Source organism: Azohydromonas aeria (genome assembly GCF_009760915.1).
GTDB lineage: Bacteria > Pseudomonadota > Gammaproteobacteria > Burkholderiales > Burkholderiaceae_C > Azohydromonas > Azohydromonas aeria.
On record NZ_VIDQ01000001.1, the window covers coordinates 85,855 to 107,859 of the forward strand.

Annotated in this window: 18 protein-coding genes; 11 read left to right on the forward strand and 7 right to left on the reverse strand. The window is 71.1% G+C overall.

Going from position 1 to position 22,005, the window contains the following annotated elements:
* Positions 1–25 precede the first annotated feature (25 nt).
* From FJ694_RS00440 to FJ694_RS00455, 4 genes are all read left to right on the forward strand, one after another.
* The gene (locus FJ694_RS00440; protein WP_157263453.1) at positions 26–2,230 is read left to right on the forward strand and encodes a molybdopterin oxidoreductase family protein; all 2,205 of its coding nucleotides are present in this window, start codon (positions 26–28) and stop codon (positions 2,228–2,230) included.
* 29 nt (positions 2,231–2,259) lie between these two features.
* Positions 2,260–4,167, forward strand: coding sequence for a DmsC/YnfH family molybdoenzyme membrane anchor subunit (locus FJ694_RS00445; RefSeq protein WP_157263454.1), 1,908 nt, complete (start codon positions 2,260–2,262; stop codon positions 4,165–4,167).
* A gap of 185 nt (positions 4,168–4,352) precedes the next feature.
* On the forward strand, positions 4,353–5,051 hold the full coding sequence (locus FJ694_RS00450; protein ID WP_157263455.1) for a carbonic anhydrase: 699 nt from the start codon (positions 4,353–4,355) through the stop codon (positions 5,049–5,051).
* A 134-nt stretch (positions 5,052–5,185) separates the two neighbouring features.
* The gene (locus tag FJ694_RS00455) at positions 5,186–5,632 is read left to right on the forward strand and encodes a universal stress protein (RefSeq protein WP_157263456.1); all 447 of its coding nucleotides are present in this window, start codon (positions 5,186–5,188) and stop codon (positions 5,630–5,632) included.
* Between the two features lie 299 nt (positions 5,633–5,931).
* On the opposite strand, the gene FJ694_RS00460 is transcribed toward FJ694_RS00455, so the two are convergent.
* A complete protein-coding gene (locus FJ694_RS00460; protein ID WP_157263457.1) occupies positions 5,932–6,264 on the reverse strand; it encodes a cupin domain-containing protein in 333 nt (110 codons plus the stop codon).
* 171 nt (positions 6,265–6,435) lie between these two features.
* Here FJ694_RS00460 and FJ694_RS00465 point away from each other — a divergent pair, with 171 nt between their 5' ends.
* Entirely contained in the window at positions 6,436–7,698 is a 1,263-nt protein-coding gene (locus FJ694_RS00465; protein ID WP_157263458.1) for an NAD(P)H-dependent flavin oxidoreductase, read from the forward strand.
* Positions 7,699–7,893: 195 nt separating this feature from the next.
* Positions 7,894–8,238: an ElaB/YgaM/YqjD family protein gene (locus tag FJ694_RS00470; RefSeq protein ID WP_198320666.1), complete on the forward strand. Its 345-nt coding sequence runs from the start codon at positions 7,894–7,896 to the stop codon at positions 8,236–8,238.
* 123 nt (positions 8,239–8,361) lie between these two features.
* Here the strand turns inward: FJ694_RS00470 and FJ694_RS00475 are convergent, their stop codons facing one another.
* The 4 genes from FJ694_RS00475 to FJ694_RS00490 all read right to left on the reverse strand — a co-directional run bounded on the left by FJ694_RS00475 (position 8,362) and on the right by FJ694_RS00490 (position 13,143).
* Positions 8,362–10,077 carry a cation:proton antiporter domain-containing protein gene (locus FJ694_RS00475; RefSeq protein ID WP_157263459.1) on the reverse strand — a complete coding sequence of 572 codons (1,716 nt, stop codon included), beginning with the start codon at positions 10,075–10,077 and terminating at the stop codon, positions 8,362–8,364.
* 225 nt (positions 10,078–10,302) lie between these two features.
* The gene (locus FJ694_RS00480) at positions 10,303–10,695 is read right to left on the reverse strand and encodes a TraR/DksA family transcriptional regulator (protein WP_157263460.1); all 393 of its coding nucleotides are present in this window, start codon (positions 10,693–10,695) and stop codon (positions 10,303–10,305) included.
* A 79-nt stretch (positions 10,696–10,774) separates the two neighbouring features.
* Entirely contained in the window at positions 10,775–12,106 is a 1,332-nt protein-coding gene (locus tag FJ694_RS00485; protein WP_157263461.1) for an erythromycin esterase family protein, read from the reverse strand.
* A gap of 47 nt (positions 12,107–12,153) precedes the next feature.
* Positions 12,154–13,143 carry a recombination-associated protein RdgC gene (locus FJ694_RS00490; RefSeq protein WP_157263462.1) on the reverse strand — a complete coding sequence of 330 codons (990 nt, stop codon included), beginning with the start codon at positions 13,141–13,143 and terminating at the stop codon, positions 12,154–12,156.
* Positions 13,144–13,417: 274 nt separating this feature from the next.
* Between FJ694_RS00490 and FJ694_RS00495 the strand changes: the two genes are divergently transcribed.
* The 5 genes from FJ694_RS00495 (at position 13,418) to ccoG (ending at position 18,267) form a co-directional block, all read left to right on the forward strand.
* On the forward strand, positions 13,418–13,783 hold the full coding sequence (locus tag FJ694_RS00495; RefSeq protein WP_157263463.1) for a metal-sulfur cluster assembly factor: 366 nt from the start codon (positions 13,418–13,420) through the stop codon (positions 13,781–13,783).
* 35 nt (positions 13,784–13,818) lie between these two features.
* Positions 13,819–14,916, forward strand: coding sequence for a DUF8744 domain-containing protein (locus FJ694_RS00500; protein ID WP_232539824.1), 1,098 nt, complete (start codon positions 13,819–13,821; stop codon positions 14,914–14,916).
* Positions 14,913–16,121, forward strand: coding sequence for an NnrS family protein (locus tag FJ694_RS00505; protein WP_157263464.1), 1,209 nt, complete (start codon positions 14,913–14,915; stop codon positions 16,119–16,121). The genes FJ694_RS00500 and FJ694_RS00505 overlap by 4 nt, the downstream gene beginning before the upstream one ends.
* A 47-nt stretch (positions 16,122–16,168) precedes the next feature.
* The gene (locus FJ694_RS00510) at positions 16,169–16,684 is read left to right on the forward strand and encodes an RrF2 family transcriptional regulator (protein ID WP_157263465.1); all 516 of its coding nucleotides are present in this window, start codon (positions 16,169–16,171) and stop codon (positions 16,682–16,684) included.
* Between the two features lie 158 nt (positions 16,685–16,842).
* On the forward strand, positions 16,843–18,267 hold the full coding sequence (gene ccoG, locus FJ694_RS00515; protein ID WP_157263466.1) for a cytochrome c oxidase accessory protein CcoG: 1,425 nt from the start codon (positions 16,843–16,845) through the stop codon (positions 18,265–18,267).
* Between the two features lie 16 nt (positions 18,268–18,283).
* Here ccoG and FJ694_RS00520 read toward each other — a convergent pair whose 3' ends face one another.
* The gene (locus tag FJ694_RS00520; RefSeq protein WP_157263467.1) at positions 18,284–20,488 is read right to left on the reverse strand and encodes an SDR family oxidoreductase; all 2,205 of its coding nucleotides are present in this window, start codon (positions 20,486–20,488) and stop codon (positions 18,284–18,286) included.
* Positions 20,485–21,804 (reverse strand): UDP-galactopyranose mutase, encoded by a 1,320-nt coding sequence (gene glf / locus FJ694_RS00525; protein ID WP_310735021.1) that lies wholly within the window; start codon positions 21,802–21,804, stop codon positions 20,485–20,487. Before glf ends, FJ694_RS00520 begins: the two co-directional genes overlap by 4 nt.
* Positions 21,805–22,005 lie beyond the last annotated feature (201 nt).

A 22,005-nucleotide genomic window follows, 5' to 3' on the forward strand; every position in this document is an offset into this window, starting at 1 on the left:
TCCCGGTCTGGCAAGGAATATTCAAATGTTGTTTGGAAGAACCCAGAAGAACCCGATCAAGCTCGCCGACAAGGGCGTGGTGGATTGGAAATACGCCGTTTGCGGCTATTGCTCGACCGGCTGCTCCATCGAAGTCGGCCTGAATGCCGAAGGCAAGCCCGTCGCCTCGCGCGGCGTGGCCGATGCCGACGTGAACCGCGGCAAGCTGTGCCTGAAGGGCCTGGCCGAGCACGAGATTTTCGACTCCGCCGGCCGCGGCCTGAAGCCGCTGGTGCGCAAGCATTGGCAGGACGCGTGGCAGGCCACCGATTGGGATTCGGCCACGACGAAAATGCGTGACGAGTTCCGCCGCATCCAGGCCCAATACGGCCGGGATTCGGTGGCGGTGATTTCCACCGGCCAGCTGCTCACCGAGGAGTTCTACACCCTCGGCAAGCTCACCCGCGGCCTGCTCGGCACCAACAATTACGACGGCAACACCACGCTGTGCATGGCCTCGGCGGTGTCGGGCTACAAGCGCTCCTTCGGCTCCGACGGCCCGCCGGGCAGCTACGAGGATTTCTCGCACACCGACTGCCTGATCGCCTGGGGCTCGAATTTGCCCGAGCAGCACCCGATCATTTATTACCGCCTGAAGGACGCGCAGGAAAAGCGGCGCTTCCCGATGATCGTGGTGGACCCGCGCGTCACCATGCTGGCGCAGATGGCCGACATTCACCTGCCGCTGACGCCGGGCACCGACGTGGTGCTGCAGAACGCGCTGATGCACGTGATCTTCAAGGAAGGCCTGGAGGACAAGCGCTATATCGAGGCCAACTGCAACGGCATCGACGAATTGCGCGCCGAGGTCGCGAAATGGGACCCGACCACGGCCTCGAAGATTTGCGGCATCGACGAGGAAACGATTCGCGTCGTGGCCCGGCTGTTTGCCAGGGCGCCGGCCGCGATGCAAATCTGGACCATGGGCATCAACCAGTCCACCCATGGTTCCGACGGCGTGGTGGGCATCAACAATCTCGCGCTGATCACCGGCAACGTCGGCAAGCCGGGCGGCACGCCGCTGTCCATCACCGGCCAGTGCAATGCCATGGGCACGCGGGAATGGTCCTCGGCCTCGGGCCTGCCCAACCACCGCTTCCTGGAAAATGCCGAGCACCGCGAGGAAATCGGCAAGTTCTGGAACGTCGATCCCGAGTTCTTCCCCAAGCAGTTGGGATTGAAGCAGACCGACATTTTCAAGGTCATGGAGACCGGGAAGATCAAGGGCCTGTGGATCATCGCCACGAACCCGATGAGCTCGCTGCCCAATACCGTGCGCGTGCGCAAGGCCATGGAGCAGCTGGAATTCTGCGTCGTGCAGGACTGCTACCAGGACACGGCGAGCAATGAATATGCTCACCTGTATCTGCCGGCCGGCACCTGGGCCGAGAAGTGCGGCGTGATGACGAATACCGAGCGGCGCGTGAACATCGTGACGCCGGTGGCCGTGCCGCCGGGCGAGGCCAAGCCCGACCTGTGGATCTTCAACCGCGTGGCGGAGAAATTCAACGAGGGCGGACGGGTGAAATTCCCGGAGTACGCCTCGGATATTTTCCTGGAGATGCGCGAGCTGTCGAAGGGCCGCTTCTGCGACATCACCGGCATGGACCACGAGCTGCTGCTCAAGCACCGCGGCGTGCAGTGGCCCTACACCGCCGAGCAGCGCGCCCGGGGCGAGGAGCCGCTGCGCGGCGGCAAGCGCCTCTACACCGAGGACGCCACCTTCCGCTACCCGGACGGCAAGGCCAAGCTGATTCCGCTGCCCTTCGTGGTGAATTACGAGTCGCCGGACGAGCAGTATCCGTACTGGCTCAATACCGGGCGGCTGGTCGAGCACTGGCATACCCGCACCAAGACCGGCAAGGTCGGCAACAACAACAAGTTCAGCCCGATTCCGTTCGTCGAGCTGAATCCGGACACGGCGGCCAAATTGGGCATCCGGCGCGGCGAATACGTGCGACTGATTTCGCGCCGCGCCGACGCGGTGGTGATGGCCGAATTGACGCAGCGCGTGGCCCCGGATGCGCTGTTCGTGCCCTTCCATTTCCACGACTGCGCGAACCGCCTGACCATTGCGCTGCTCGACCCGTATTCGCGCCAGCCCGCCTTCAAGCAGGCGGCGGTACGCATCGAGAAAATCGCCGACCAGCGCGAAGCCGCGCTGCTGAGCAAGGAAATGCGCCAGTTCTGACTGGTTCAGACTTGACGCGAGGTTGAATCATGTACCAACGCAGAGAAATCGAGCCCGAATACGCTTGCCTGTCCGGCGGCTCCGGGCCCATCCACAACCAGTGGGGCAAGGCGATCGAGACCGTGCCCGAAGGCGACCCGCGCCGCGGCCAGAGCCTGAACATCAACGGCGACAGTTTCGTCAGCGACAACCCGAACCGCTACAAGCAGCACGGCTTTTTCTTCAACGCCGACAACTGCATCGCCTGCCACGCCTGCGAAACCGCCTGCTCGGAAAAGAACGACAACCCGGCGCACCAGGCGTTCCGCTCGGTCGGCTTCATCGAGGGCGGCACCTTCCCGAACGTGTCGCGCCTGAATATCTCGCTGGCCTGCAACCACTGCGATGATCCGGTCTGCCTGAAGGGCTGCCCGACGCGCGCCTACACCAAGTTCACGGAATATGGCGCCGTGCTGCAGAACCCGGACATCTGCTTCGGCTGTGGTTATTGCACCTGGGTCTGCCCTTACAACGCGCCGCAGCTCGACCAGGCCAAGGGCGTGGTCAGCAAGTGCAACATGTGCGTGGACCGCCTGGAAGTGGGTTTGAAGCCCGCCTGCGTGTCCGCCTGCGTGGGCAAGGCGCTGGATTTCGGCGTGGTGGAGGACATTCCCGAAGGGCGCGTCCAGGCCAAGCTGGAAATTCCGGGCTTCCCCTCGCCGGAAATCACGCACCCGAATACCCGCTTCCAGCAGACGCGCACCCTGGCGCGCGACATGCACCGCGTGGACAGCGTGCCCATCAAGTTCCACCGCAAGGATGACAAGGGCGATTACGTGCCCGTGCTCGATCCGAAGAACGGTTTCGAGCGCCACTGGAACCTGAAGAAGCTGCTGGGCTCGCACGAGAATTCGCACATCGCCTTCACGCTCAGCGCCCAACTGGCGGCCGGCGCCTTCGCGCTGCTGACCGCGGGCGCGGCGATTTTCAGCCCGCTGGGCGCGCTGCAGGGCGGCGCGGCGTGGCTGTCGAGTTTGTTCGCGATGTTCGGGCTGCTGATGTTCGGCATGTTCAAGCTGAACATGCACCTGGGCCGTCCGCACCGTTTCTACCGTGGCTACTACAACCTGAAGTATTCGCCGGTGGCCAAGGAAATTGCCGGCGTGACGGTGTTCACCATGGGCCTGGGCGGCTACCTGGCCCTGGCCGTGGCGCACAGCGTGGTGCCGGAGCTGAACCCGGCGCTGCAGGGTGGCTTGCGCGCGCTGTTCGCCGCCATCGGCGGCCTGGGCATCGGCTACGGCGGCTACTACATGATCAAGCTGTACCGCATCAAGGCGCGTCCGTTCTGGAACCACTGGCACACCGACGCCAGTTTTATTTCCTCGGCTTTGTCGCTGGGTGCCTTGTTGCTGGGCGTGGTGGCCTTGCCGTTCGGACTCGCCTCTGAAGGCCTGGTGCGCCTGCTGGCCGGCGTGGCCGCCACGGGCTTGGCGCTGGAAGGCGCCGCGGTGCTGGCGCATTCCCGCGACCTGCGCGGCCAGAAGAGCGAGGGCGCGGCCTCGTTCTACATCCAGACCACGACCTACGGCCACTCCTACACGCTGCGCAACGGCCTGCTGGCCGCGGCGCTGGCGCTGTCGCTGGCCCTGGTGGCAGCGCCGGGTGCGGCCCTCGTGCTGCTGCCGCTGCTGGCGGTGCTGGCCCTGGCGCAGTCGGTGCTGGGCCGGGCGCTGTTCTTCGCGGCGGTGATCCCCACCACGATGCCGGGCGGCTTCTTCTGGCGCAACCCGGGCTTCGTCGAGCACGCCCGCCAGGTCGGCCTGGCCGACATGCCGCAGGTCGGCGTGCTGCGCGAAGGTCACCATCCCTTCAAGGTCGGCGAGCTGCTGGAGACCATCATGAAGACGCCGATGAGCGAGAAGATCGCCCAGGCCCGGCGCATCTTCACCGGCTGACCCGCCTGCCGCATCCGCCTCGCCCGACGGGCGGGCATGCGCCGACACCCGGCGTGTGCCCGCCCGTCGGCTTTTTGTTCACCGGCACCTCGCGGAAGTTTGTCCGGATCGGGACGGCGTCCGCGACCCCGCTGCCATGATTTCCGTCGCCCGCGCTGCCGCGGGTGCCCCACGAGACCTTGCCCATGCCCGATGAGCTGTTGCAGCGGCTGCGCCGCTTCCGCACCGATGCCTTCCCGCAGTACGAGCAGCATTTCAAGCACCTGGTGGACCACGGCCAGCGCCCGACCACGCTCTTCATCGGCTGCTCCGATTCCCGGCTGATGCCGCACCTGCTGACCGGCTCGCGCGTGGGCGAGCTGTTCCTGGTGCGCAACGTGGGCGCGCTGGTGCCGCCCTACGACGGCTCGGCCGGCTACCACGGCACGGCCGCGGCTATCGAGTTCGCGGTGCTGCAGCTGGGCGTGCAGCGCATCGTCGTGTGCGGCCACAGCCATTGCGGCGCGATGAAGGCGCTGTACGGCGAGGTCTCGACCGAGGCGAAGAACCTCAACGTCTGGCTCGACCTGGCGCGCGAGGCGGTGCTGCCGGTGGTGCCCGGCCCCGAGGCGCTGCGCCGCACCGAGCAGCGCGCGGTGGTGCTGCAGCTGGAGCGGCTGATGGGCTACCCGATGGTGCGCCGCCGCGTCGAGGCGCGCGAGCTCACGCTGCACGGCTGGCACTACGTGATCGAGGACGGCGAGGTGCACGTCTTCGACGTGCAGCGCGGCTGCTTCGTGCCGGCTTCCAAGGCCGAGCACAGCGGCACCGGGCCCTACAAGGACCACCCGGGCGACGCCGAGCAGCTCTTCAACGAGATCGGCGGGCATTGGCCGGTGGGCTGATTTCGAGGCGCATTGCCGGTTCCGGCCGGCGGCCGCGGCGGGTCGCACCAAGGCTTGAGCCTGCTCAAGGCCGGCGCCGCGGCGCGGCCTAGAGTGAACCGATCGGTTCATTCAAAGCATTGCAGGAGAAGCGCATGTACCAACGTCTGCTGGTGCCGGTGGACGGCAGCGAGCTGTCGGAGCGGGCCATCGAGGAGAGCATCCGGCTGGCCCGGCAGCTGGGCGCGGAGATCGCCGGCTTCGTGGCCGAGCCCGCGGTGGCGCTGCCGGGCAACATCGGCATGAACCCCGCCCACTACGAGCGTGCCGCCACCGCGCACGAGGAGCGCACGGCCGAGCATGCGCACAAGCTGCTGGGCCGCTTCGCGGCGCGGGCCATCGAGGCCGGCGTCACCTTCCAGGGCCACTACGTGCGCAGCAGCCACATCGACGCCGCCATCGCCGAGGCCGCGCGCGAGCGCGGCTGCGACATGATCGTCATGGTCACCCACGGCCGCGGCCCCTTCGGCGAGCTGCTGTTCGGCTCGCACACCAAGGGCGTGATGGCGCGCAGCAAGCTGCCGGTGCTGGTGTTGCATTGACGCGGCGCTGACGGCTTCGCGCCGGCTCGATGCGAAGTGGGTTGCCCGCTGATCGGGGCCTGCTGAAGCGTCGGCCGCAGAAAGAACGTCGTCATTCCGGCGAAAGCCGGAATCCACGAACGCTGCGATGCCCCGCTGGCTTGGCTTGGGCACGTGCCGCCACCAGCCATTCCACCGTAGCGGTGCGCGTGGATTCCGGCTTTCGCCGGAATGACGGGGTGGTGGGCGCTGCGTGTCAGCCCGCGGGCTGACGACAAGGCGAATCTTTAAAACGGCGGCCAATGACGACCGCCGGCCCCTCACGTCCCCAGCCGTATCGTCACCAGCAGCACGCTGTCCTCGTGCTGGGACCGCACCTCGTGCGGCTGCTGTTTCGGCACCAGCACCACGTCGCCGGCTTCCAGGTCCAGCTGCTTGCCGGGCGTGATCAGCTGCGCCGTGCCGGTGAGGCACTGGATGGTGCATTCGCCGGCGACCCAGTGCGCCGGCAGCGCGCTGCCGGTGCGCAGCACCACGCGCAGCAGCTGCAGCTCGGCGCTCTTGATCAGGCTGACGCTCACGGCGTCGGGCGGCAGGGCGCCGTCGGAGAGCAGCCGGATGGGCTGCAGCGGGGATGCGTGTTCGAGAGCCATGGGCGCAGCATCGCCAGCGCCGCGCGGCGCCGCAAGCCGGGGTCCGCAAACCCTGCGCAGGCGGCGGGGGCAATCGCACCGGCGCATCGGGCCCGGACCTGACCGAGATCAAGGCGGGCCGGCCCCGGGCTGCGTAAGGTGCAGGCCCTGCCTGACTGCTCGGCCCCTGACATGACCTGCCCCCACATCGCCCCCGACCTCGTGCCCGTCCTGGAGCAAAGCCGCCTGCGCGCGCTGCAACTCGGCGGCCGCACGCTGCTGCCCATCGTGCAGGGCGGCATGGGCGTGGGCGTGTCGGCGCACCGCCTGGCCGGCAGCGTGGCCGCGCTGGGCGGCGTGGGCACGATCAGCTCGGTGGACCTGCGCCGCCACCATCCCGACCTGATGGAGCGCACCGAGGGCGTCGCCGCCCGCCACGGCCAGGAGGCCGAGGGCAAGGCGCTCATCGACGCGGCCAACCTGGAGGCGCTGGAGCGCGAGATCAAGGCCGCGCGCGAGCTCTCGCAAGGCCGCGGGCTGCTGGCCATCAACGTCATGCGCGCGGTCAGCGAGTACGGTCCCAGCGCGAAGCGCGCCATGGAGTGCGGCATCGACGCCGTCGTGGTGGGCGCGGGGCTGCCGCTGGATCTGCCCGACCTGGCGCAGGACCACCCGGAAACGCTGCTGGTGCCGATCCTGTCGGACGCGCGCGGCGTGCAGCTCATCGTCAAGAAGTGGGAGCGCAAGAAGCGCCTGCCCGATGCCATCGTCATCGAGCACCCGCGCCTGGCCGGCGGGCACCTGGGCGCGGCGAAAGTGGCCGACCTCAACGACCCGCGCTTCGACTTCGAGAACGTCATCCCCGCGGTGCTGGAGTTCCTGAAGAAGGCCGGCATCGAGCGCGAGATCCCCATCATTGCCGCCGGCGGCATCCGCAGCTTCGAGGACATCGCGCGCGTGCAGGCGCTGGGTGCCGCGGGCGTGCAGCTGGGCACGCCCTTCGCGGTCACGCTCGAAGGCGACGCGCATCCCGAGTTCAAGCGCGTGTTGGCCGAGGCGCGCGACGAGGACATGGTCGAGTTCACCAGCGTGGCGGGGCTGCCCGCGCGCGGCGTGAAGACGCAGTGGCTGCAGTCCTACCTCAAGGCCGAGCCTCGGCTGCAGGAGAAGGTGCACACCAAGTCGCGCTGCACCAAGGTCTTCGACTGCCTGGCGCAGTGCGGGCTGCGCGACGGGCTGCCGGGCTGGGGCCAGTTCTGCATCGACCACCAGCTCGCCGCCGCGCTGCGCGGCGAGGTCAGGAAGGGCCTCTTCTTCCGCGGCGTCGGCGCGCTGCCCTTCGGCAGCGAGATCCGCGGCGTGCGCGACCTGGTGCAGCGGCTGCTCACGCCGGCGGACGCCGTGGCGGCGGCCACGGTCGCGGCGCCGGCCGACGCGGCCGCGGCGCTGGCCTGAGCGAGGGCTTGCCGGGCCGGCGCGGCGCCGGCGGAACTTCGGGGCGCGGGGCTGATCCAGCTCAATGGGGCGGCATGATGGGCCGCCCTGCGGGTTTCCCAGGCACTTCCGGGCTGCGCGCGGCGCTTGCCCCGGGTGATGCGCCGGGCTAAGGTAAAGACCCGATTCCGCTTCTCACACACGGAGGACCGCACGATGAACGACATGAGCACCCCGGCCACCACCACCGCCGCCACCGGTACCACCGGCACGAGCAACCCGGGCATGGACCAGCTCAAGAGCGATCTCAAGGCCATCGTGGCCGACGCCGAGGCGCTGATGCGCTCCAGCGCCGCCAGCGCCAGCGCCAGCGCCACGCAGTTGCGCGAGCGGCTGCGCGAGGCGCGCCACGACCTGCGCGACCTGCAGGCCAACGCCGTCTCCAGGACGCGCGCCGCCGGCCATGCCGCCGATGACTACGTGCACGACAAGCCCTGGCGCTCCATCGCCGTGGCCGCCGGCGTGGGCTTCCTCGTCGGCATGATCGTCGGACGGCGCTGACACGGGCTCGATCCTCCCGCCGGGCCGGCCGCCGGGGCCGGCCCGGCGCCCCCTCTCCTTGTCAACGACCCGCCGCGAGGCGGGTTTTTTGTTGCCCGTGCAACGGGGGGCGCTCCTGCGGCCTCAATGCGCCGCGCCCAGCCGCTCCAGCACGTGCGCGCTCATCACGCGGCCCAGCGCCTCCTCGGCGGTGAACACCGCCCCGGCCTGCGCGCGCTGGATGAAGGCGGCCTCGTCCTCGCCGCCGCCGCGCAGCACCACCTCGATGTCCGGATTGAGCAGCCGCGCGATCTCCACCATCGGCAGCACGTCCACCGTGCCGGGCACGGCGATGACGAGCATGCGCGCGCGCGCGATGTGGGCCTGGATCAGCGTGCCCTCGTCGGCGGCGTCGCCGCACACGGCCGGGTGGCCTTGCGCGCGCAACCGCTCCACGGTCTCGCGGTTGCTGTCGGCCACCACGCAGGGCACGCCCGCGCCGCGCAGCGCGCGCGTGATGTGGCTGCCGCAGCGCCCGTGGCCCACCAGCACCACCTGCTGCTCGAGGTAGCGGTGCGCGGTGTCCATGGGCAGCTCGGCCAGCGGGTCGTCGCGCTGCTCCAGCCGGCGCAGCAGCCCCGGGCGGCTGCGAAGCGTGCGCATCAGCGGCTCGATGGCCGAGAACACCAGCGGATTGACGGCGATGGAGATCAGCGCGCCGGCCAGGATCAGGCTCTGGCCCGCCTGCGGCAGCAGCCCAAGCTGCATGCCCAGCCCGGCCAGGATGAAGGAGAACTCGCCGATCTGCGCCAGGCTCGCCGAGACGGTCAGCGCCGTGCCCAGCGGGTAGCGCAGCAGCAGCACCAGCGCCGCCGCGGCCACCGACTTGCCCAGCACGATGATCAGCACCACCGCCAGCACCGCCAGCGGCTGCTCCATCAGCACCCTCGGGTCGAAGAGCATGCCCACCGACACGAAGAACAGCACCGCGAAGGCGTCGCGCAGCGGCAGGCTCTCGTGCGCGGCGCGGTGGCTCAGGCTGGACTCGCGCAGCACCATGCCGGCGAAGAAGGCGCCCAGCGCGAAGCTCACGCCGAAGAGCTTCCCGGCGCCGAAGGCGATGCCCACCGCCGCGGCGATGACGCTGAGCGTGAACAGCTCGCGCGAGCCGGTGCGCGCCACCTGCCACATCAGCCAGGGGAAGAAGCGCCGGCCCACCACCAGCATCAGCGCGACGAACGCGCCCACGGCCAGCAGCGTGCGCACCAGGGTCAGCCACAGCGGCTCGGCGCCCGCGGCCGGGCCGTGCGCCGCGGCATGGCCGCCGCCGCCGCCCAGCAGCGGCGCCAGCGCCGGCAGCAGCACCAGCACCAGCACCATCACCAGGTCTTCCACCACCAGCCAGCCCACCGCGATGCGGCCGTTGGTAGTGTCCAGGATGCCGCGCGCCTCCAGCGCCTTGAGCAGCACCACGGTGGAGGCCACCGACAGCGCCAGCCCGAACACCAGCGCCGCCCCGATGCTCCAGCCCCAGGCCAGCGCCACGCCGCCGCCCAGGACGGTGGCCACGGCGATCTGCAGCGCCGCGCCGGGCACGGCGATGCGGCGCACGGCCATGAGGTCGTCGAGCGAGAAGTGCAGCCCGACGCCGAACATCAGCAGCATCACCCCGATCTCGGCCAGCTCCGCGGCCAGCGCGGCGTCGGCGACGAAGCCCGGCGTGAACGGCCCGATCAGGATGCCCGCGGCCAGGTAGCCGACCAGCGCCGGCAGCTTCATGCGCACGGCGGCGAAGCCCAGCAGCAGCGCCAGCGCGAAGGCGGCGGCCAGCGTGGCGATGAGGGGGGCGGGTGCGTGCATGGGGTCCTTTTTTGTCGTGCGGCCCAGCCCCTGGCGGCACCGGCGCGCAAGAGCGCGGCGCCGCCCGGCCGGGCCTGCTGGTGAAATCGGGAAGGCACGGGAACGCGGTTCCCGCCCGGTGGGAGCATGAAGGCGCCTCCGGGTTCAGGCAAACGCGAAAAAGCTTGCGGCCCGCGCCCCCACCGGGAGCCGGGCCGCCGGGCCGCAGCGGGAACGCCGCGGGAGTCAGGCCGTGTAGCGCGGCACCGTCTCGTGCGTCTTTTCCCAACGCTCCTGGCAGTCCACGCAGCGCGCGGCGGTGGGCTGGGCGTGCAGCCGCTCGTAGGGGATGTCGCAGCCGCAGTCCACGCACTCGCCGTAGCTGCCCTCGGCGATGCGGGCGCGCGCGTCGTCGATGTCGCGCATCTCCAGCTGGTCACGCTCCATCTCGATGTGCTCGACGCCGGTGCGGATGCGCTCCTCGCCCTGCGCCACCTGGTCGTCCACCAGCGGGCCTTGCGCGCTGGGCCGCTCCGCGCGCGCCGCGCGCGCGTCGCGCAGCTCGGCGCCGAGCTCGGCCTCGCGCTGCGCGAGCTGGTCCTGCAGCGCCTGCAGTTGTTGGGTAGTCAGGGCGGACATGGCGGATACCTCCTGGGTCGGGCTGTTTTGCTGAGCCGTCAGGGCGGCAAGCCGTGTGCCGCGCGGGCAGGGAAGGGCCTCACAACCCGCTGGGGAAAGTCTCCGGCTCCTCCAGCACTTCCGGCGGCGCGGCGCCGTCGAGCGGGTGCAGGGCGTGGCTGCGGTCCACGTGCAGCACGGCGTCGAACTGCTGCGACAGCGAGGCCTCGAAGTAGTGGCTCTGCCGCTCGGTGTCCGGGCGGTAGATCACGCCGATGGCGCGCTCCAGCCGCGGCGGCGCCAGCAGCGTCTGCAGCGCCGGGTCGTCGCGCAGCGGCAGCACGAACAGGTCCAGCCCGGTGTCGTGCAGCAGGCCCTCCCAGCTGTCGGGGCGCGCGGGCGTGACGCGCATGAACTGCACCGGCTCGTCCCAGTCCGAGGCCGCCGCCACGCTGCCGTGGTCGGTGCTGAAGCCGAGGATGAAGCTCTCGCCCGGCGCCGAGGCCTCGCGCACCAGCTGGCCCAGGTTGAGCTGCCCGTGGTCGCTCACGTCCGTGGCGCGCGCGTCGCCCAGGTGCGAGTTGTGCGCCCACACCACCAGCCGCGCCGGGTGGCCGCGCGTGCGCGTGAGGTGCTCGCGCAGCCGCTCCAGCACCTGGTGCATGTGGCGGTCGCGCTGGTTCCACGAGGTCGTGGAGCCCTCGAACATGACGCGGTAGTAGCGCTCGGCATTGCGCACCACCAGCGCGTTGAGCTGGGCGTGGAACAGCTCGTCCTCGCTGCTGCCGCCCAGGCGCTGCTGCCCGGTGCGGGCCATGAGGTCCTGCAACTGTTGCAGCACCTGGCGCTGGCAGCCCTCGCTCAGGCCGAAGTGCGCGGCCTGGCCGTAGCGCTGCGGGTCTTCCAGGTAGTGGTCGAAGCAGCCGTAGCGCTCGCGCGCCTGGCGCGCCATCTCGGGCTCGTGTTCCTGCACGTAGTCGAGCACCGCGCGCACCGAGGCGTGCAGGCTGTAGAGGTCGATGCCGTAGACGCCGGCGCGCCGGTGCATGGGCTGCAGGTCGTTGTACGAGCGCAGCCACTGCGCCAGGCGCAGGAACTCGCGGTTGCGCCACATCCAGCGCGGGAAGCGCTGGAAGTCGCCCAGCGCCTGGCGCGCGTTGGCGTCGTCCGTGCCGCCCTGCACCCAGCGGTGCAGGCGCAGCATGTCGGGCCAGTCGGACTCCACCGCGAGGCCGTCGAAGCCGTGGTGCTCGATGAGCCGCCGGGTCAGCGCCGCGCGCAGCATGTAGAACTCGCGCGTGCCGTGCGTGGCTTCGCCCAGCAGCACCAGCTTCGCGTCGCCGACCAGGCGCGCGAGGCCGTCCACGTCGTCGAGGTCGTCCAGCGGCCGCGCGGCGCGGCGCACCGGGTCCAGGGCAGGGTCGTGTCTCATGCCCGGCGGGGCGGCAAGTGCCGCGCCCGCGCCAACTCAAAGCCGCGTCACCAGGGCGCGGCGTCGGCGCTGTCGGCCGTCTCGGCGGCAGGCGCGGAAACCGGCGCCGGCGCGGCGGCCTCGACCGGCGCCGCTGCCTGCCCCGCCACCTGCTCGCCGCCCAGCGCTTCGACCAGCTCCGGGATCAGCCGCCGCAGCTCGCCCGTGGCAATCGCCGCGTCGGCGTCGAAGGCCTCGTCCTCGGCCACCGCGTCGCGGCCTTCGAGGGCGGTGTCCAGGAACTCGATCTTCTTGAGCAGCATCGCGTCGGTGAGCGTGAAGGCCACGCGCTCGTTCCAGCTCAGCGCCAGCCGCGTCGGCCGCTTGCCGGCGGCGATGTGCTGCTTCACCTCGTCGGTGTCCAGCGCGTGGCGCGCGTAGCGCACCACCGAGCGCATCTCGTCCGGGGACTTCAGCTCGCACTCGCGGTCCAGGTAGAAGCTGCCCGGCGCTTCTCCTTCGGCCAGCCACGCCGCCATGCACCCCGCGGGCGACTGCTGCGTCTGCAGCGGCAGCAAAGCAAAACCGTCGAGCGCCTTGACCAGCAGGCTCACCACCGCGTCGGCCTGGTTCATGTTGCCGGCGTCCAGCGCCAGCAGGCCGGCTTGCGGGTCGATCCAGATGGCCGTGCGCGCGCGCTTGGTGAAGGCCAGCGGCAGCAGCTCCTGCGTGGCCTGCTCCTTGATCTCCTTGGCCTCGCGCCGGCCCGGCTTGTAGCCGCGCTCCTGCTCCAGCCGCGCCGCGATCTCCTCGCCACGCTCCTTGACCACGGAGGCGGGGAGCATCTTCTTCTCCGTCATCAGCGCCAGCAGCCACTGGCCATCGACGATCTCCAGCAGCGGCGCGTGCGGCGTGCCGCGCGGCGGCACCCAGCCGGCGCTTTCGGGCTGCGTCGCGCCGCAGGGCTGGAAGGGTTCGCGCGCCAGGCGCGCCTCGGCCTGCGCCGCGTCGGCCGTCCAGCCGGGAGCGATGCGCAGCAGGTGCAGGTTCTTGAACATGGGATGCAGTCGGGGAGGGTGTCGGGGCAGGGGAATCTCGCACGCCGGCGGCGTGGCGAAAGGGGCCGCATTGTCCACGCCGCGGCGCGGCGCCCGGCGGCGTTTGAGTCAGGTCAAACCGGGCCGCCGCGGCGCTGTCCACAATAGATTCATCTTTCGTACATCTTTGAAAGCCGGACCTCCGCGATGACGCCTGCCCTGACCACCGACCTGCGCCAGCTCCCGCCCCAGGAGCGCCACCTGCACGTCTGCGGCCGCTGCTGCGGGGGCTGACATGGCGGCGCACGAACAGTCCGACGCCGCCGAGCCTGAGGCGCCGCGCTTCGAATTCGAGGGCGACGAGGGCTTGCGTGCGCCCATCACCGCGGCGCTGCGGCGCGTGGTGGACCCGGAAGTGGCGCTGTCCATCGTGGACGTGGGCCTCATTTACCGCGTGCGCGCCGGCGCCGAGGGCGTGTACGTGCTCATGACCATGACCTCCGCCGCCTGCCCGGTGACGGACGTGATCATCGAGGACGTGCAGAACGAGCTCGACCGCGTGCTGCCGCCCGCGCTGCCGCTCGAAGTCGAGCTGACCTACGAGCCGCCGTGGACCCCCGAGCGCATGAGCGAGTCCGCACGGCGCTTCATGCGCTGGTAAGGCCCCTTCTGGAACACCCCGGGAAAGACCACGCCATGGCCGCCGTCCTGCCTTCACGCCCGCGCGCCGGCGCTGGCCCCTCGCGGGCGATGCGCTGGGGCCGGGCGCTGCTCGCGCCGCTGCTCGTCGCGCTGCTGGTGCTGTCCATCGCCGGCGGGCTGCTGCGCGCCGGCTGGCCGGTGGCGCAGGGCGCCCTGGTCGGCCAGGCCGCGGCGCAGCACGCGGCGCTGATGATCTGCGCCTTCTTCGGCGCGGTGGTCAGCATCGAGCGCGCCGTGGCGCTCAAGCGCCGCGCCGCCTTCGGCGTGCCGCTGCTGTGCCTGGCCGGCGGCGCGGCGCTGCTGGCGGGCCAGCCCGAGGCCGGCGCGCTGGCCTTCGCGGCCGCTGCGCTGGGCTTTGTGGCGGTGAACCTGGCCATCATCAACCGCCACGCCGCGCCGCACACCGTGCTGCTGCTGGTGTCGGCGCTGGCCTGGCTCAACGGCTGCGTGCGGCTGGCCGTGGGGCTGCACGACGACGCGATGCTGGCCTCGTGGTTCGCCTTCCTCGTCATCACCATCGCCGCGGAGCGGCTGGAGATGACGCGGCTGATGCGCCGCCGTGCCGCGGCGCAGCCGCTGTTGGTGGGGCTGCTCGTGGCGCTGCTGGCCGGCGCCTCGCTCTCGACGGCGCTGTTCGGGCTGGCGCTGACGGGCCTGGCGCTGTGGTTCGCCGCCTTCGACATCGCGCGCCAGACGGTGCGCGCCCGCGGCCTGTCGCGCTACATGGCGCTGTGCCTGCTCGGCGGCTATGCCTGGCTGGCCGTGTCGGGCGTGGCCTGGATCAGCCTGGGCCTGGGCCACGCCGGCGCCCGCGACGCGGCGCTGCACGCGCTCGGCCTGGGCTTCATCTTCTGCATGGTGATGGGGCACGCGCCCGTCATCCTGCCGGCGGTGGCGCGCATCAAGGTGCAATTCGACGCCGCCTTCTACCTGCCGCTGGCACTGCTGCACGCCTCGCTCGTGCTGCGGCTGGCCGACCCGGCCTGGCGCCCCTCGGGTGCCGCCCTCAATGCCGCCGCCATCGCGCTGTTCGCGCTGGTGATGCTGCGCGCCGCCCTGCGCTGGCGCGCCATGGAAAGACGACGCACATGACCGTCCTGCTCAAGATCGAGGAGGCGCCGCGCGCCGCCTCGCCCGCGCCCCGTCCGCAGGGATTTGCCCTGTGGGCGCTGGGTTTCCGGCCCTTCTACCTGCTGGCCAGCGGCTTCGCGGCGCTGTCCGTGGCGCTGTGGGCGCTGCAGTTCGCCGGGCTGCCGGGGGGCCACGCCTACCTCGCCGGGCCGCTGTGGCACGCGCACGAGATGGTGTTCGGCTTCACGCTGGCGGTGGTGGTGGGCTTCCTCTTCACCGCCGGGCGCAACTGGTCGGGGCAGGACACGCCCACGGGCCCGGCGCTGATGGCGCTGGCCGCGCTGTGGCTCGCCGCGCGCGTGCTGGTGCTCACGCCCTGGGGCTGGGCGGCCGCCGCGGCCAACGTGGCCTTTCCGCTGGCGGCGGCCTGGGCGCTGTTCGCGGCGCTGCGCCGCGGCAACAACCGGCGCAACTACTTCTTTGCCGGGCTGCTGGCGGTGATGGCGCTGGGCGCGGCGCTGGTGCATGCCGAGGCGCTGGGCTTGCGGCTGCTGCCGGGCTGGGCCGGCATCCAGATCGCGCTGGACGTGGTGCTGTTCATGATGGCCGTCATGGGCGGGCGCGTGATCCCGATGTTCACCAACAACGGCGTGCCGGGCACGCAGGCCACGCGCCATCCGCGCCTGGAGCAGGCGGCGCTGGGCAGCGTGCTGGCGCTGCTGGTGGCCGACGCGCTGGCGCTGCCGGGCGTGGTGGTGTTCGGGGTGGCCGGCACCGCCGCGCTGCTGCACGGCGCGCGGCTGCTGCTGTGGCAACCGCACAGGACGCGCCGCGTGCCGCTGGTGTGGGTGCTGCACGCGGCCTACGCCTGGATCCCGCTGCACCTGCTCATGCGCGCCGCGGCGGCGCTGGAACTGATCCCCAGCACCTTCGCCACGCATGCGCTGACGGTGGGCGCCATCGGCGGCCTGACCATCGGCATGATGACCCGCACCGCGCGTGGCCACACCGGCCGGGCGCTGCGCGCCGACCGCTTCGACGTGGCCTGCTACGCCCTGGTGCTGGCCGCGGGCGCGCTGCGCGTGGGGCTGCCGCTGCTGTGGCCCGCCGGCTACGTGCACGCGCTGCTGGGCTCCGCGCTGCTGTGGTCGGCCGGCTTCGGGCTCTACGCCGTGCGCTACTGGCCGGCGCTCAGCCGCGCGCGGCTCGACGGCAAGGCGGGCTGAAGATGACTCAACTCAAGGCCCGGCGGCGCCGCGCGGGAGAGTGACGCATGCGCCTGACCGCCATGACCGATTACGCGCTGCGGCTGCTGCTGCATGTGGCGCAGCACCCGCAGCGGCTGTGCACCATCGCCGAGGTGGCGCGCGCCTACGGCATCTCCGAGGCGCACCTGATGAAGATCACGCACCGGCTGGCGCTGGGCGGCTTCCTGGAGACGGTGCGCGGCAAGGGCGGCGGCATGCGCCTGGCGCGCGCGCCGGCCGACATCCCGCTGGGCGCGGTGGTGCGCTGCATGGAGCCCGACTTCGCGCTGGTCGAGTGTTTCACACATGACGTCCACGCCCCGGTACCGGCCGCCGCGGCCCTGCCGGAGGACGCGCCGCTGCCCGGCGGCACCTGCCTGCTCGACGGCCACTGCGGCCTGGCCGGCGTCATTGGCGGGGCGCTGCAGCGCTTCATGCAGCACCTGGACAGGTATTCGCTGGCCGACGTGCTGCCCGGCGCGGCGCGCCCGGTGCAGTGGCTGCAGCAGCCCGTGACGGCCGCCACGGCCGCGGCGGACTGAAGTGACGCGGCCACCGTCCCCCTAGCTCTTCCGCACTACGCCCGACGGCTGCGCCGGCGGCAGCAAGTCACGCGCGGCGTTGCTGCAGTGCCGCACGAGCGTGCTGCGGCTTCGAGTCGAAGATACATTGCGCCCGCATCTTTGAAGGCTGATTTCCCGTGAGCAAGCCCACCGCCAAAGTCATCCCGATCCAGTCGGCCTCGATCTTCCAGAAGGCCGACAAGATCTACCCAAAGGCCGTCACCGGCTGGTTCGCGAACTGGCGCTGGGTGATGGTGTGGCTCACGCAGCTGTTCTTCTACGGCATGCCATGGCTGCAGTGGAACGGCCGCCAGGCGCTGCTGTTCGACCTCGACGAGCGCCGCTTCTACCTGCTGGGCCTGGTGCTGTACCCGCAGGACCTGATCTACCTGACCGCGCTGCTGGTGATCTCGGCGCTGGGCCTGTTCTTCTTCACCGCCGTCGCCGGGCGCCTCTGGTGCGGCTACGCCTGCCCGCAGTCGGTCTACACGCAGATCTTCATGTGGGTCGAGCGCAAGACCGAGGGCGACCGCATCGCGCGCATGAAGCTCGACAAGGCGCCCTGGAGCGGCGGGAAGCTGCTGCGCAAGGGCGGCAAGCACGTGGCGTGGGTGGCGATCGCGCTGGTCACCGGCTTCACCTTCGTGGGCTACTTCACGCCCATCCGCACCCTCACGGCCGAGCTCATGAGCCTGAGCCTCACCGGTTGGGAGACCTTCTGGGTGCTGTTCTACGGCTTCGCCACCTGGGGCAACGCCGGCTTCATGCGCGAGCAGGTGTGCAGCTACATGTGCCCCTACGCCCGCTTCCAGAGCGCGCTCATCGACCGCGACTCGATGATCATCACCTACGACGCTGGCCGCGGCGACCCGCGCGGCTCGCGCTCGAAGAAGGCCGACCCGGCGGCGCTGGGCCTGGGCTCGTGCATCGACTGCGGGCTGTGCGTGCAGGTGTGCCCCACGGGCATCGACATCCGCAACGGGCTGCAGGCCGAGTGCATCGGCTGCGCCGCGTGCATCGACGTATGCGACGGCGTGATGGGCAAGATGGGCTACGCCAAGGGCCTGATCCGCTACTCCACCGAGAACGGCGTGACGCAGAAGCTCTCGCGCGCCCAGATGTTCAGGCGCGTGCTGCGCCCGCGCGTGCTGATCTACGGCGCGCTGCTGGCGGCGGTGAGCATCGCCTTCGTGGCCACGCTGGCGCTGCGCAGCCCCTTCCACGTGGACCTGATCAAGGACCGCAACACGCTGGCACGCATGGTCGAGGACGGACGCGTGGAGAACGTGTACCGCCTGCAGCTGATGAACGGCTCGGAGCGAGTGGGCCGCTACCGCGTCAGCGTCAGCGGCCTGCCGGGGCTGGTGCTGGTGGGCGAGGCCGAGCTGGAAGTGCCCGCCGCCGAGATCGCCTCCATGCCGCTGCGCCTGCAGCTGCCCCCCGAGGCCGCGCAGGAGCTGCAGGGCCGCTCCACGCCGGTGGTGATCGAGGTGGCGCGGCTGCTGCCCGACGGCGGGCAGCAGGTGGTCAGGGAGAAGACGACGTTCGTGGTGCCGCGCTGAGGCTGGAAAGCCCCCTTCACCCCCCGAACACCGCCGCCGGCGCCGCCTCTTCGAGCCGGCGCGGCGCCTCGGCCAGGTAGCGCTGCAGCGCGTCCTCCAGCCGCGGCGTGAACTCGCCGCGCTCGCTGCCCAGGGCGCTGTAGGCGGGGCGCGCGGCGCGCAGTCCCAGCGTGTCGGTGCTCACCCCCTGCACCAGCTGCCGCGACTGCCCGGCCGCCTCGGCCGCGGCGCAGGCGAAGTCGTACCAGCTCATCGAGCCGCGGTTGGCCACGTGCCACAGCCCGGACTGGGCGTCGATGAGCAGGTCCAGGCAGGCGTGCACCAGGTCGGGCACGTAGGTGGGCGACACCACCTGGTCGTGCGGCGCGGTCCAGCACTCGCCCCGCGACAGCCGCTCCAGCCCCTGGTGCAGGAAGTTGTAGCGGTCCCAGGGCCCGAAGAAGGCGCTGGTGCGCACCACCAGCGCCCGCGGCAGCCGCGTCAGCGCCCGCTCCGCGCGCGCCTTGGCCTGGCCGTAGGCATTGAGCGGGTTGACCGGGTCGCTCTCGCGGTAGGGGCGCTGCTGGCGCCCGTCGAAGACCAGGTCGCTGGAGAAGGTCAGCGACGGCACCCCGGCCTGCGCGCAGGCGCGCGCCAGCGTCATCGGCCCCAGCGCGTTGTCGTGCCACTGGCGCGGGTCGGTCTCGGCGTCGTCCACGCGCACGTAGCCCGCGGCATTGATGACGGCCCAGGCCTGGCTCGCCTGCAGCAGCGCGCGCACGTCGGCGCCGCGGGTGATGTCGAGCTCGTCGCGGCGCAGCAGCCGGTAGGGCAGGCCGCGCTCGCGGCACAGCCGCCCGAAGGCCTGGCCCAGCGTGCCGCGCGCGCCCACGATCAGCAGCGGCCGGCCGCCGCAGCCCTGCGACTGCACCTCGCCGTGCGGCACGTAGACGTGGCGCTCCTGGCGCCGCCACCAGCCCGGGCCTTGCAGCACCGGGTGCGCGGGCTCGCGCCCGGCGGCCAGGTCGCGCACCAGGCCGGCCAGCGCGGTCTCGCGCGGCGCGGGGCCGCGCACGTCCCAGGCGCCGCTCTCGTAGTTGCCGCGTGGGCGCGTGAGCAGGCTGTCCCAGTCGAAGGTGCCGAAGGCCGCCCACAGCGTGAGCGCGCGCAGCTTCACGCCCTGGCCGCGCAGCGCCTGTGCCGCGTCCCAGGTTTCCAGGAACCAGCGCATCTGCTCCTCGCGGGTGCAGCCCATGTGCACTTCCGTGATCGCCAGCTCGTGCGCGGGATAGCGCGCCGCCACCTCGCGCAGCCGCGCCTCGAAGCCGCCCACGTGCGCGCCCAGCACGCGCACGGCCTCGGTGTCCACGTAGCGGTCGCGGCCGTTGCCGCCGTGCAGGTGCTCGGGATAGCGCTCCAGGCGGTGGTCCAGGAAGCGCTCGCTGGTGATGTAGCAGTTGACGCCGATGAGCATGCCGCTCTCCGGCGCGGCCCGCAGGCCGTCAAGCTCTTCGGGCGTCGCGCCGTGGTCGAGCAGGTAGCCGCGCATCGGGTGCTTCTCGTCCACGCGCCCGGCCAGCAGGTCCAGCGCCAGCCAGCGCCGGGCGTTGTCGTGGCGCGCCTGGTACTGCAGCGGCGGCGTGGAGTGGATGAAGCCGATGTCCTCGGTCTGCACCAGCCGTGCTGCGGGCTGCACGGCGCGGATCTCGCGCATCGCCGCGGCCGTGCCCAGCACCTGGTTCATGAGCGCGCGCACGAAGCTGTGGCCGTCGGCCCGGTGCGGGTACCAGACGCCGTAGAGCCCGGAGAAGCGCGCCGTGGTGACCGGCTCGTTGACCGGCGTCCAGGCCGTCACCCACGGGTAGCGCTCGGCCACGGCGCGGGCGTAGGCGCCGAGCCGGGCCGGGAACGCCGGGTCGATGAGGCTGGTGTGGCGCGGCCCGCTGCCGTGGTGCAGCAGCCCGACGATGGGGTCGAGCCCGATCTCGCGCAGCCGCGCCATGCGCTCGTCGGCCCAGGCGAAGTCCAGGCCGCCGCCGTCCTGCTCGGTGCGCTCCCACAGGATGGGGAAGCGCGTGCGCGTGGCGCCGAGCGAGGCGAGCCGGTCCAGGTCGTCGAGGCGGCGGGCGAAGCCGCTGCACTCGAGCTGATCGATGTAGCGGTCGCCGATGCGGTTGACGGTCGCCTCGGGCGCGGCCCACAGCTCCAGCCCCGGGCCCGGGCCCGGCGTCGCCGCGGTCATTGCGGCGTGGCGGCGCCGTTGAGCGCCGGGTTGGCGGCGGGACCGTCGCGCCGGGTGCGTGCCGGCAGCAGCGCGGCGCCATTGGCCGGCGCCTCCGACAGCGGCGTGACCGCGGCCGTGGCCGCGTCGTGCAGCCCCGGCGTGTGCAGCGCCTGCGCGGCGCCGAGCCCGGCCTTGAGCTTCTTGAAGGTGGCCAGCGCCTGGGCCACGACCTGGTCCATGTTGTAGTACTTGTAGGTCGCCAGCCGGCCCACGAAGCTCACGTTGGGCATCTGCTCGGTGTCGGCCTGGTAGAGGCGGTAGATCTCGGCGTTCTGCGGCCGCGGCACCGGGTAGTACGGGTCGCCCTCGTCACAGGGAAACTCGTACACCAGCGAGGTCTGCGCATGCGCCTGGCCGGTGAGGTGCTTGAACTCGGTGATGCGGGTGTAGGCGTAGTCGTTGGGATAGTTCACCGTGCCCACGGCCTGGTACTGCTCCTGCGGCAGCGTCACGTGCTCGAAGCGCAGGCTGCGGTAGGGCAGGCGGCCGTGGCGGTAGTTGAAGTAGGCATCGACCGGGCCGGTGTAGACCATGTGCCGCCACGGCACGAGATGCTCGATCTCGCGGTAGTCGGTGTTGAGCATGACCTTGATGTTCGGGTGCGCCAGCATGCGCTCGAACATGCGCGTGTAGCCGTGGCGCGGCATGGCCTGGAAGGTGTCGGTGAAGTAGCGGTCGTCGCGGTTGCAGCGCGTGGGCACGCGCGCGGTGACGCTGGCGTCGAGCTCGGCGGGCTCCAGCCCCCACTGCTTGCGCGTGTAGTTGCGGAAGAACTTGTTGAACAAGTCGCGCCCGACCTTGCTGACGACCATGTCCTCGGAGGTCTTGACCTGCTCGATCTGCTCGGCCTGCGAGGCCAGGAAGCCCTCCATCTCCAGCGCCGTGAGGTTCATGCCGTAGAGGCGGTTGACGGTGTCGAGGTTGATGGGCATGGGCAGCAGCTGCCCGTCCACGCTGGCCAGCACGCGGTGCTGGTAGGGGCGCCACTCGGTGAACTGCGACAGGTAGTCGAAGACGTCGGCGGAGTTGGTGTGGAAGATGTGCGGCCCGTAGGGATGGATGAGCAAGCCGGCGTCGTCGTAGCGGTCGTGGGCGTTGCCGCCGATGTGTGGGCGCTTGTCGCAGATGAGCACGCGCAGGTTCAGCTGGCTGGCCAGGCGCTCGGCCAGCACGCTGCCGGCAAAGCCGGCACCGACCACGAGCACGTCGAATCCGCCGTTGGCAGCGGCCGGGCGCGAAGGCGCGCCCAGGCCGGGGGCGTTGTTGAAACCCACGGGCATCTCCTGTTGAGGTCTGAAAGGTCAAGCCCGGCGTCGGCAAGGCGTGTGCCGAGGGGAAAGCCCGGGGAGCGGGGAGGGCCAGGCGAACTGCGCGCCGGATGCAATTTGTGTCAGGGCAGGAAGGCGCCCGGAACAGCCGTCAAGCCATCACAAGGCTTGACGGGTGGTTTAATTTCATGGGACGAAAGTGCGGCC

Bases quoted from the DNA above. Each gene is read 5' to 3' on its own strand.
- FJ694_RS00495 (WP_157263463.1), top strand. From the start codon at position 13,418: ATGGCGGCGCACGAACAGTCCGACGCCGCCGAGCCTGAGGCGCCGCGC.
- FJ694_RS00450 (WP_157263455.1), top strand. From the start codon at position 4,353: ATGCCCGATGAGCTGTTGCAGCGGCTGCGCCGCTTCCGCACCGATGCC.
- FJ694_RS00445 (WP_157263454.1), top strand. From the start codon at position 2,260: ATGTACCAACGCAGAGAAATCGAGCCCGAATACGCTTGCCTGTCCGGC.
- FJ694_RS00455 (WP_157263456.1), top strand. From the start codon at position 5,186: ATGTACCAACGTCTGCTGGTGCCGGTGGACGGCAGCGAGCTGTCGGAG.
- FJ694_RS00470 (WP_198320666.1), top strand. From the start codon at position 7,894: ATGAACGACATGAGCACCCCGGCCACCACCACCGCCGCCACCGGTACC.
- FJ694_RS00465 (WP_157263458.1), top strand. From the start codon at position 6,436: ATGACCTGCCCCCACATCGCCCCCGACCTCGTGCCCGTCCTGGAGCAA.
- FJ694_RS00460 (WP_157263457.1), bottom strand. From the start codon at position 6,264: ATGGCTCTCGAACACGCATCCCCGCTGCAGCCCATCCGGCTGCTCTCC.
- FJ694_RS00485 (WP_157263461.1), bottom strand. From the start codon at position 12,106: ATGAGACACGACCCTGCCCTGGACCCGGTGCGCCGCGCCGCGCGGCCG.
- FJ694_RS00510 (WP_157263465.1), top strand. From the start codon at position 16,169: ATGCGCCTGACCGCCATGACCGATTACGCGCTGCGGCTGCTGCTGCAT.
- FJ694_RS00440 (WP_157263453.1), top strand. From the start codon at position 26: ATGTTGTTTGGAAGAACCCAGAAGAACCCGATCAAGCTCGCCGACAAG.
- FJ694_RS00520 (WP_157263467.1), bottom strand. From the start codon at position 20,488: ATGACCGCGGCGACGCCGGGCCCGGGCCCGGGGCTGGAGCTGTGGGCC.
- FJ694_RS00490 (WP_157263462.1), bottom strand. From the start codon at position 13,143: ATGTTCAAGAACCTGCACCTGCTGCGCATCGCTCCCGGCTGGACGGCC.
- FJ694_RS00475 (WP_157263459.1), bottom strand. From the start codon at position 10,077: ATGCACGCACCCGCCCCCCTCATCGCCACGCTGGCCGCCGCCTTCGCG.
- FJ694_RS00505 (WP_157263464.1), top strand. From the start codon at position 14,913: ATGACCGTCCTGCTCAAGATCGAGGAGGCGCCGCGCGCCGCCTCGCCC.
- FJ694_RS00480 (WP_157263460.1), bottom strand. From the start codon at position 10,695: ATGTCCGCCCTGACTACCCAACAACTGCAGGCGCTGCAGGACCAGCTC.
- FJ694_RS00500 (WP_232539824.1), top strand. From the start codon at position 13,819: ATGGCCGCCGTCCTGCCTTCACGCCCGCGCGCCGGCGCTGGCCCCTCG.